Origin of the sequence: Butyrivibrio sp. XPD2006, assembly GCF_000420865.1 — a bacterium.
In the GTDB taxonomy this organism is placed as follows: domain Bacteria; phylum Bacillota; class Clostridia; order Lachnospirales; family Lachnospiraceae; genus Butyrivibrio.
The window spans coordinates 54,100-63,297 of record NZ_ATVT01000019.1 but is presented as its reverse complement, the minus strand read 5'-3'; the positions used below and the strand labels follow the sequence as shown (position 1 = coordinate 63,297).

At 43.1% G+C, this 9,198-nt stretch carries 10 protein-coding genes and 1 riboswitch; of the genes, 7 read left to right on the top strand and 3 right to left on the bottom strand.

All coding sequences use genetic code 11. The features are described 5' to 3' along the window. Window positions 1-467: 467 nt before the first annotated feature. On the top strand, window positions 468-713 hold the full coding sequence (locus tag G590_RS0116710) for a hypothetical protein (protein ID WP_022766795.1): 246 nt from the start codon (window positions 468-470) through the stop codon (window positions 711-713). Between the two features lie 28 nt (window positions 714-741). Here the strand turns inward: G590_RS0116710 and mobA are convergent, their stop codons facing one another. From mobA to G590_RS0116695, 3 genes are all read right to left on the bottom strand, one after another. Next, window positions 742-1,353, bottom strand: coding sequence for a molybdenum cofactor guanylyltransferase (gene mobA, locus G590_RS0116705; protein ID WP_022766794.1), 612 nt, complete (start codon window positions 1,351-1,353; stop codon window positions 742-744). Beyond that, the gene (locus G590_RS0116700) at window positions 1,346-1,816 is read right to left on the bottom strand and encodes a hypothetical protein (protein WP_022766793.1); all 471 of its coding nucleotides are present in this window, start codon (window positions 1,814-1,816) and stop codon (window positions 1,346-1,348) included. The genes mobA and G590_RS0116700 overlap by 8 nt, the downstream gene beginning before the upstream one ends. Beyond that, window positions 1,813-2,388, bottom strand: coding sequence for a hypothetical protein (locus tag G590_RS0116695; protein WP_022766792.1), 576 nt, complete (start codon window positions 2,386-2,388; stop codon window positions 1,813-1,815). The genes G590_RS0116700 and G590_RS0116695 overlap by 4 nt, the downstream gene beginning before the upstream one ends. Beyond that, window positions 2,379-2,517, bottom strand: a riboswitch (molybdenum cofactor riboswitch). Its footprint overlaps the gene before it by 10 nt. Before the next feature lie 129 nt (window positions 2,518-2,646). Between G590_RS0116695 and G590_RS0116690 the strand changes: the two genes are divergently transcribed. The 6 genes from G590_RS0116690 to asrB are packed head-to-tail and all read left to right on the top strand — an operon-like array spanning window position 2,647 to window position 9,194. Continuing rightward, window positions 2,647-4,746 carry a molybdopterin oxidoreductase family protein gene (locus G590_RS0116690; RefSeq protein ID WP_022766791.1) on the top strand — a complete coding sequence of 700 codons (2,100 nt, stop codon included), beginning with the start codon at window positions 2,647-2,649 and terminating at the stop codon, window positions 4,744-4,746. A gap of 3 nt (window positions 4,747-4,749) precedes the next feature. Continuing rightward, on the top strand, window positions 4,750-5,181 hold the full coding sequence (locus G590_RS0116685; RefSeq protein WP_022766790.1) for a 4Fe-4S dicluster domain-containing protein: 432 nt from the start codon (window positions 4,750-4,752) through the stop codon (window positions 5,179-5,181). Further along, window positions 5,178-6,404, top strand: coding sequence for an NAD(P)/FAD-dependent oxidoreductase (locus G590_RS0116680; protein ID WP_022766789.1), 1,227 nt, complete (start codon window positions 5,178-5,180; stop codon window positions 6,402-6,404). The genes G590_RS0116685 and G590_RS0116680 overlap by 4 nt, the downstream gene beginning before the upstream one ends. 15 nt (window positions 6,405-6,419) lie before the next feature. Continuing rightward, window positions 6,420-7,355 (top strand): TDT family transporter, encoded by a 936-nt coding sequence (locus tag G590_RS0116675; RefSeq protein WP_022766788.1) that lies wholly within the window; start codon window positions 6,420-6,422, stop codon window positions 7,353-7,355. Between the two features lie 25 nt (window positions 7,356-7,380). Continuing rightward, complete coding sequence (asrA, locus tag G590_RS0116670) at window positions 7,381-8,403, top strand: anaerobic sulfite reductase subunit AsrA (protein ID WP_022766787.1); 1,023 nt, start codon at window positions 7,381-7,383, stop codon at window positions 8,401-8,403. Then, window positions 8,400-9,194, top strand: coding sequence for an anaerobic sulfite reductase subunit AsrB (gene asrB / locus G590_RS0116665; RefSeq protein WP_022766786.1), 795 nt, complete (start codon window positions 8,400-8,402; stop codon window positions 9,192-9,194). The genes asrA and asrB overlap by 4 nt, the downstream gene beginning before the upstream one ends. The last annotated feature ends 4 nt before the right edge of the window (window positions 9,195-9,198 follow it).

Here is a 9,198-nt window from a genome sequence, read left to right as displayed (position 1 = left end):
TTATTATAATTTATATCCTGTGTTTCTGTAATCTCAACAGGTGTACTCTCACATGCAAATGTTGTAATAGGTGTTACGCTTATCATCATTGCTGACATCATTATTGCTACCATTGTTTTCTTTAAAGTCTTCATAATCTTTACCTCTCTCTTTTCTCAATCTATTTTGGGTTGTTATGTGTCTTATTTGTGTTGGTTTGTTTTATGTTGAGTTAATATTATCATGGCGACTATCACAAAATTGTCACACAAAAACAAAATACATTTCAATTATGATTAATATGGCATTTGTATCGATAAAGAAATGATTTTTGATACACTTTTGGTTTATGTATAATAGGGATTGAAAGAATATATTTCAGTTTTATTTTCGATGACAAATCGGGAGATTGTAATATAAAAACCATAGCTCAAATTAAAACTGATTCGTATCAAAAAATAGAAGCACCTGAAAGGAGTTAACAGATTATGAGTAGCAATAAAGAGTTGATGGCAACTATCGACGAAAAACTGAACAAACTCGACGACAAGGACTTGGAGAAAGTAACAGGCGGTAAATATGAAGTTCTAGACTCTAATGGAACCTTAATTGGATATGCAGACACTTTAGAAGAAGCAATGGCATCTGGGGAGCTGTTGCTGTGGCTGAAGTGGCTTCATGTATATTGTCCTGGGCATTCCTCTTTACTCAGAACAAAAAGTATCATTATCTGATATCTAAATAAATGCAGAAATATGTGTATCAATTTTTGAAGGAACAGGAGATGAGATTAAGGATATGTGGTTCTGCATTATGGATGGAAAGCAGACGGAGATCATCCTTCGAATTACAATTGATCAGCTCCTGATGATCACCCATAAACTCATAATGCTGGCAGGTAAGCCTATCAAGAAAGGCTCTTACTGCCAGCTTTTTTTGTGCAATAAGTTTCTCTAGAATAGCTGTTGTATCTGTTTTGTAAACAGCGATGAGCGGCTCATCTTTACCTTCATGGGACAGAATAGTGACATCAAAATTTCCGGAGAAATGCTTCTTTAGAAGGCTCTCCAATGTTTGGCTTGAGATAAGCGGAACATCAACGCTGAGTACAAGTGCATTGCTGCAGTTACATTCCAAAAAGCAGGAATAGAGACCTCCCAGTGGGCCCATGTCAGGTATTATATCCATTATGTGGTGGGCATATGGGATAGGAGAAGATTTACCTGAAACATAGACCCTGCCGGCACCAAGGTCTATTAGTTTATCTGTCTGTATCTGGAGGAAGGACTTTCCATTAAGAATGATTTCTGACTTGTCCGTTCCCATTCTTTTGCTTTTTCCGCCTGCCAAAACAATTCCGTCAAACTCATTCATTTAAAAGTTCAATCCTCACAACATTCTTCACCTGACGTTTTGAGTCGCTGTCACCGAACACATACAGTCTTGCACTGGTGCTTCCGTCGTCTTCCTGCTGTTTTGCAAGATAAGCTTTACCATCTTCGTTTATTTCGTCAAAAGAAATTTCAGCGGCAAATTCATCTGATGATACAACCCGGGCTTTTGTGAAACCGGCCTTATCAAGTCCTGATTTTGAAATGGCATCCTTTAGTGATATTCCGATCTCATCTACATCCTTTTCCTGCCCCTTGGCATTTATGGTAACGCCCTTTACTGAAACCAGGCTCCCGCTAAAGGGGTCAATGAGAACTGTTTTATCCCCATTAATAATAGCCAGATTCCCTTTTGGCGCATCATTTCTTGACCTCAAATAGAAAACAGATGCAATGCAGGTAATTACTAGCAGAATGATGACGATAACAATACTTTTTTTCTTCATGTTGTCTCCTTGTTTTTATATGGTATTTTTGCGGTGGCTTTATCTGGACCGATGACCGGGTGGAGCCTTTCTATAAGTTTCTCTCCCAAAAGCCCGCAGATGGAACCGCTTGTGGTAGCAACCAGTGCATATACAAAAAGAACTATTCCACTTAATTTGAACACAATGAAGTTTGCGGTAAGACAAGCCGTAATAGAAGCAATTATAGACGAAATCAGTATTCCATTATCGCGTCGACCGGAAGTTTTCTCTGCTAAAAAGAAAACCAGATCAATCATGATTCCAGGAAGGATGTAGCCGATAGGCGCAAGAGCGCCCATGCTGCCGGTCATTCCAAAACACAATGCAAGAAGGCTCTGGACAATGCCCATGATTGTAGCACAGAAAGGAAATGGCATAAGTGCAGCCGCTATGACTAAAAACAGTAGGGAGAAGCTGGTGGCAATACCACCCGGGATATGAAGAAATTCAGTTATGATATTTGCTGCGGGAGATATCAGTTTTTTGGCAAACAAACCAAGATCGCAGCATAAAGCCATAAAAATAAGGCTTCTGAGATCAGCTTTTTTCATTATGTTCTCCTTTTCAATAAGGAAGGCGCTTCTGTTTCCATCTGCACCCCGGCAGAGTATTTGTCTGCGTCTTAAAAGCCATGAAGACTAAAGCTTTTTAGGCTTAAAAGCTCGGAGATTTTCTACAAACTGATTATACCATATTGTTTTGTAAATAATCTATAAATTAACGACTGAACGCCCACGAAGAATGACTAAAATGTTATGATTAGATTGGTGGGTTATAGTTATGACAAGTATGTCTAAAGGAGAAGGTAAATGGTCAAAAAGGTTCAATCTACGTGTAATTTTTGTGCCATCGACTGCAATCTGGATTTCTATGTGGAAGATGGAAAAATCATCAAGACAGTTCCAACGAAAGGATATCCCGTCAATGATGGGTTCTCCTGTATCAAAGGATTATCCCTGAGCAAGCAGCAGACAACAGTTAAGCCAAATGCGCTCCCGAAGATCAGGCAGGCTGACGGAAGCTTTAAAGAGGTACCCTGGGAAGAGGGCTTTAAATATGTTGCAGATAAACTAAAGGAGTTGCAGGAAAAATATGGCAGGGAGAGTGTAGCCGGTATCAGCACCGGTCAGCTGACTCTGGAAGAGTTTGCCATCTTTGGTCATGTTATGAGAAATTTCCTTCAGACCAACGTGGATGGAAATACAAGACTTTGTATGGCATCAGCAGCTGTTGCCCACAAGGGTACTCTCGGCTATGATGCCCCCGGATATACTCTTAACGACTTTGAACTTTCTGACACGATCATATTCATAGGGGCAAATCCTGTGGTTGCGCATCCTATCATCTGGCAGCGAGTAAGAAACAACAAGATTCCCGACACGAAGATAATTGTCATTGATCCGCGAAAATCAGAGACTGCAAGGAACGCTGACTACCACTATCCGCTGAAGTGGAGAAGCGATCTTACGCTTATGTATACACTTGCAAATCTGATAATAGAAAAAGACTATGTGGATCATGACTTCGTTGATAACCATACTGAAGGCTACGAAGGGTTTGCGGAGTTCGTAAAGAATTTCACTCTGGAGAGAGGAAGCAAGGCAACAGGGCTTTCGGAAGATCAGATTTTAGAGCTCCTTGAACTTATCCATAACGGAAAAGCAGTTTCCTTCTGGTGGACCATGGGTGTCAACCAGGGATATGAGGCAGTAAGAACTGCCCAGTCCATCATGAATCTGGCGTTCCTGACAGGAAATGTCGGTAAACCTGGTACGGGCGGAAATTCTATAACAGGTCAGTGCAATGCTATGGGTTCAAGGCTCTTTTCCAATACCACCTGTCTGTTTGCAGGCGGTGATTTTGCTGATGAGGCCGAGAGAAAGAGAATTGCCGACATTGTTGGTATAACGCCTGAGCTTATGGCGAAGAAGCCGACGATTCCATATAACAAGATCATAGAAGGCATCAATGCCGGAGAGATAAAGGGACTTTGGATCCTCTGCACCAACCCAAGACACAGCTGGACCAATAATGAGACCTTTGCAGAGGCTGCAAAAAAACTTGAGTTGTTTGTGGTTCAGGATATCTACGACACAATAGAGAGCGCTGAGGACTGCACAGTTTATTTCCCAGTAGTTCCCGGAATCAAAAAAGAAGGAACCTATATCAACATGGAGAGGCGCCTGTCTGCGATGCGAAAAGTCCTTGACAGAGGCGAGAATGAGATCTCAGATTATGAGTGCATCCTGGGAGTAGCCAAGGCTCTTGGAATGGGAGAAGCTATAGCAAAATGGGAGACCCCGAGACAGTGCTTCGATCTTCTCAGGGAATGTTCAAGAGGAAAGGGATGTGATTTCACAGGTATTCATTGGGATGACCTGACGGATTCGCACGGTATTCAGTGGCCGTATCCTGAAGGTCATGAAAAAGAACTTTCAGATGAGCAGAGAAGACTCTATGCCGACGGTAAGTTCTTTACACCATCAGGTAAAGCGCAGTTCATATATGAAGAACCTCTTGAGAATCCGATTCCTGTGACTGACAAGTTCCCGCTTGTTTTCAACACAGGAAGAGGTTCTGTTGGTCAGTGGCACACTCAGAGCAGGACAAAGGAAGTAAAGTTTGTTGAAGACGTTTCCTTAAAGAGAGCCTATCTTTATATGAATACTCAGCTTGCTAAAGAAAATGACATTCATGATATGGATGAGATAAGAGTATTCTCTTCCAATGGAAAAGATGCAATATTTGCAGTAAAGGTAACAGACAACGTTCAGTACGGCGAGCTTTATGCGCCAATTCATTATATTGAATGCAATGCGCTGACGCCGTCCAGCTATGACAAGTATTCCAGGGAGCCTAACTACAAGGGCGGAACCTGCAGATTTGAAAAGATCGCAAGGGAGGGCTGATAAATGTATAGAATAAAGATTGACCGAGATAAATGCATTGGATGCCTTACCTGTGTGACGGCCTGCGTGGTCAGTCACGAGACGGAGAGCGGCGATGCCAGAAACAGAGTGGTAATTGATTCCGAGACCACGCCTGCCCCAATTTTCTGCAGGCACTGCAACAGACCCGAGTGCACATATACCTGCATGACCGGTGCAATGCACAAGAATCCTGATACCGGATTTGTTGAATATGACAAGAACCAGTGTGCAAGCTGCTACATGTGCATAATGTCCTGTCCATACGGAATACTTAAGTATGACAGCATTCATCAGAAAGAGATCATGAAATGTAATATGTGCGTTCACAGGAGCGAGGACGGCAAAACTCCTATGCCCATGTGTGTTGAGAAGTGTCCTATGCACGCAATAACTCTTGAGGAGGTGAAGGAATGAGATACGTAATTATTGGATCATCTGCCGCAGGAATTAACGCCATAAGAGAACTCAGGAAAATAGATAAGGATGGAGAGATCATTCTTGTTTCCAAGGATGAGCACATTTATTCAAGATGCATACTCCACCAGTATCTGTGTGGGGAAAGAACTCTTGAGAGGCTCAACTTTGCAGAGAAAGACTTTGAAAAAGTTTACGATGTGAACTGGATGAAAGGGAGAGAATCAATATCTCTCCGTCCAAAGGAACATATTTTGGTTCTTGATGGGAATGAGGAAATTAAGTATGGAAAGCTCCTTATTGCCACGGGATCCCATACCTTCATTCCTCCAATCAAGGGGCTTTCCGAAGCTGATAACTACATTGGCTTCAGGAACATAGATGATATCGAAGTGCTAAAAGAGGTGCCAAAGACCGCCAAGAATATTGTGGTTCTGGGATCAGGGCTAATTGGCATCGACTGTGCTGCCGGTTATCTTCACATGGGAGTAAAGGTTACACTGGTTGATTTTGCAGGCTGGCTCCTCAACAGGCAGTTGGATGAGAGGGCAGCTAAGACCTATATTGATGCCTTTAAGGAAAACGGAGTGGAGCAATATTACGGCGTTGGAGTGAATGAAGTTCATGTAAAAGATGGAAAGATCTACGAAATAGAGCTTAGCGATGGAAAAGTCCTTCCCTGCGATTATTTCGTGGTTACAGCCGGTGTCCGATCCAACGTTGAATTCCTGCAGGATTCAGGACTTGAGCTTTCTAAGTTCGGCCTGGTATACGACGAGACCGGTAAGACATCCGATCCTGATGTTTACGGTGCAGGTGATGTGTCAGGTACAAGTCCTATCTGGCCTGTTGCAGTAAAAGAGGGAATGGTGGCAGCGGCAAACATGGCAGGCAAGAAAGAGAAGATGACTGACTTTTTCGCAAGCAAATCTACCATGAGCTTTTTAGGTATACACACAATGTCTCTGGGAACAGTAACGCCGCCTGACGATACCTACAGAGTTGATGTTTATGACAAGGACGGCGTATACAAAAAGGTTGTCTCCAAGGATGGAATTATTGTTGGAGCTCTTTTGCAGGGAGATCTTGCTTATGGCGGTGTCCTTCAGCAGATGATCGCCAGAAAGATAGACGTAAGGAAGGTTAAGAAGCCACTGTTTGAGATTGACTACTCAGACTTTTTCCATGAGAGAACCAATCTGGAATTTGCATATGACCTTTGATGAAAGGAGGTGCTGATGAAGGAGCGATTAAAGAAGCTTCCGGTTCCTGTTCTTCCGACTTTTGTGGGAACGCTCACGCTTGGAAATGTGTATGGAGGTATGGGCTATACATGGTTTAGAGTGCTGATAATGATATGTGCTACAGCTGTTGTGCTGGCTTATATCTTTAAAATCATTCTCTGCTCATCAACATGCATAGAGGAGTACAAGCAGACGGTTCCCTGCAGTCTCTATGCGGGATTTACCATGTGCCTCATGATCCTTGGCAGCTTCTTCTTTGAGAAAGGAATGGCATTTGGAAAATGGATATGGCTTTTAGCAATTATCATCCATGCAGTTCATATCTGCATTTTCACTATCAGAAACGTGATCCTGAAAAGAGATGTGAATACCACCGTGCCCAGCTGGTTTGTTACTTATAACGGAATCATGGTGGCCTGTGTCACGGGCGGTGCCATGAACATGACAGGCCTTTTAAAAGTGATAACTGTGTACGGCATAATCATATATCTGATTCTCATTCCGGTAATGATAGTAAGACTCATCAAGGTGCCGGTTAAGCCGCAGGTCTATCACACCATGCCGGTTGTGCTGGCGCCTTGCAGCCTCTGTGTGGTGAGCCTGTTAAATGTATATGAAGCTCCTAATCAGGTACTTTTGTACTTTTTATATTTTTGCGTTTTGGCATCACTCTTGTTTATTATCATCAAACTCCCGGATTTCTTTTCATTTGATTTTACTCCGGGATTCGCAGGGCTTACTTTCCCGATGGCAATAGGGATAGTGGCAACAAACAAGATGGCTGCGTACCTAAATGGTCATGGAAGTGAAAACGCAGGTTTTGCATTGACCCAGCTGTCAGGTCTTCAGATATTCCTGACCTCCATGCTGGTTGGATATGTACTTCTAAACTTCCTGAGGATGTTGCTCGGGAAAGGCAAGAGGCCATAAAGCAATTATTTGGAAGGAGGTTTTTATGGGCTATGTACTTAATAAGGAGAGCTTTTCTGACCTAGTCAGCGCTCTTCTTAAAGATTACCGCATCTTTGCTCCGGTCCTCAAAAAAGGCGCAGGCAGATTCACTGACGTGGACTGCGTAATCTATGATGAGATAAAAGATGCATCTGAAATTGAGCTGGAGAAGAAGTCAGACTATGCGTCAAAGGAGTTTCTTACGCCTCTTTCGGAGACGCTTTTGTATTTCACTGAAGAGGAAGTAAAAGAGGCAGATCTTTGTGAAAAGAAAGTGCTGATATTTGGCAGGAGCTGCGATCTGAACGGATTAAAACGTCTTGACCAGATCTATCTTGATAATGGCCTCGCAAAAGATCCCTTCTATAAGCGCCGCAGAGACCTGATTAAGCCTGTCCTTATCGGCTGCGGCCATTCCTATGATAACTGCTTCTGTGTATCCATGGACTCAAATAAATTTGAGGAAGGGTATGCTTTTTCTGTGGATCTGATTGACGGTGAGATTCATTCAAATGTCCTTGATAAGGAATTTGATAGCTTCTTTAAAGCTGCTGCAGGAGCAAAAGAGCTTGATGTAACTCCGCGATTTGTAACAGAAAATGAAGTTAAAGTTGAGATCCCTGATGAGATACCGGGCAGGATCATCACTGACGATCTGTGGGATGAGTACACCACCAGGTGCATTAACTGTGGAAGATGCAACTTCGTCTGCCCTACCTGCACATGTTATACGATGCAGGATGTCTTTTACTCAGACAACGGCAGGGTCGGAGAGAGAAGAAGAGTATCTGCTTCCTGTATGGTTGATGGCTACACCGATGTGGCCGGAGGAGGTCAGTACAGAAGAAAGAACGGAGAGAGGATGAGGTTTAAGGTTCTTCACAAGATCTCCGATTTCAAGAAGAGATTTGGCTATCAGATGTGCGTTGGCTGCGGAAGATGCGATGACATCTGCCCTGAGTACATCTCTTTTTCCAATATCATAAACAAGGTAAACGATGCGGTTAAAAAGGAGGTGAACTCATGAATACTCTGAATCCATATCTTCCTTTTTCATCTAAAATCCTGGAAGTTATAAAGCACACCGAGAAGGAGTATACCTTCAGGATGGAGTTTAAGGGCGAAGTAAAGCCCGGACAGTTTTTTGAAGTTTCAATTCCTAAGTACGGAGAGGCACCTATTTCGGTCAGTGGCATCGGAGAGAATTTTGTTGACCTGACAATCCGCCGCGTTGGCAGGGTTACCAATGAAGTATTTGAGCGATATGAAGGGCAGTCACTTCTTCTTAGAGGCCCCTACGGAAATGGCTTTGACGTTGACCTATATAGAGACTGCGAAGTTGTAGTTGTTGCAGGCGGAACCGGAGTATCCCCCGTAAGAGGCGTTATCCAGGCTCTTTCCGATATGCCTGATGCATCGGATAAATATGTTGTTGCGGGTTTCAGATCACCGGAGGACATGCTCTTTAGAGATGACCTAAAGGCCTGGGATTCTAAGCTGAATCTCACGCTTACTGTTGATGGGGCGCCTGAAGGTTATCAGGGTAACATCGGACTTGTTACCAAATACATTGAGGGGCTTCCTTTGAAAGAACCTTCAAAGGCCAGAGCCGTTGTGGTAGGCCCGCCTCCAATGATGAAATTTACTATAATAGAGCTCAAGAAAAAGGGATTTACTGATGCAAACATCACTGTATCACACGAGAGGAAGATGTGCTGTGGCCTTGGCAAGTGCGGTCACTGCCGTGTAAATGATCACTACATCTGCCTTGATGGCCCTGTGTTCAGCTATGAAGTTGCAAAAGACTTTGTGGATTAAGGAG

What these genes read in the sequence shown, in the direction of transcription:
- G590_RS0116710 (WP_022766795.1), top strand. Translation starts at nt 468, where the DNA reads ATGAGTAGCAATAAAGAGTTGATGGCAACTATCGACGAAAAACTGAAC.
- mobA (WP_022766794.1), bottom strand. Translation starts at nt 1,353, where the DNA reads ATGAATGAGTTTGACGGAATTGTTTTGGCAGGCGGAAAAAGCAAAAGA.
- G590_RS0116700 (WP_022766793.1), bottom strand. Translation starts at nt 1,816, where the DNA reads ATGAAGAAAAAAAGTATTGTTATCGTCATCATTCTGCTAGTAATTACC.
- G590_RS0116695 (WP_022766792.1), bottom strand. Translation starts at nt 2,388, where the DNA reads ATGAAAAAAGCTGATCTCAGAAGCCTTATTTTTATGGCTTTATGCTGC.
- G590_RS0116690 (WP_022766791.1), top strand. Translation starts at nt 2,647, where the DNA reads ATGGTCAAAAAGGTTCAATCTACGTGTAATTTTTGTGCCATCGACTGC.
- G590_RS0116685 (WP_022766790.1), top strand. Translation starts at nt 4,750, where the DNA reads ATGTATAGAATAAAGATTGACCGAGATAAATGCATTGGATGCCTTACC.
- G590_RS0116680 (WP_022766789.1), top strand. Translation starts at nt 5,178, where the DNA reads ATGAGATACGTAATTATTGGATCATCTGCCGCAGGAATTAACGCCATA.
- G590_RS0116675 (WP_022766788.1), top strand. Translation starts at nt 6,420, where the DNA reads ATGAAGGAGCGATTAAAGAAGCTTCCGGTTCCTGTTCTTCCGACTTTT.
- asrA (WP_022766787.1), top strand. Translation starts at nt 7,381, where the DNA reads ATGGGCTATGTACTTAATAAGGAGAGCTTTTCTGACCTAGTCAGCGCT.
- asrB (WP_022766786.1), top strand. Translation starts at nt 8,400, where the DNA reads ATGAATACTCTGAATCCATATCTTCCTTTTTCATCTAAAATCCTGGAA.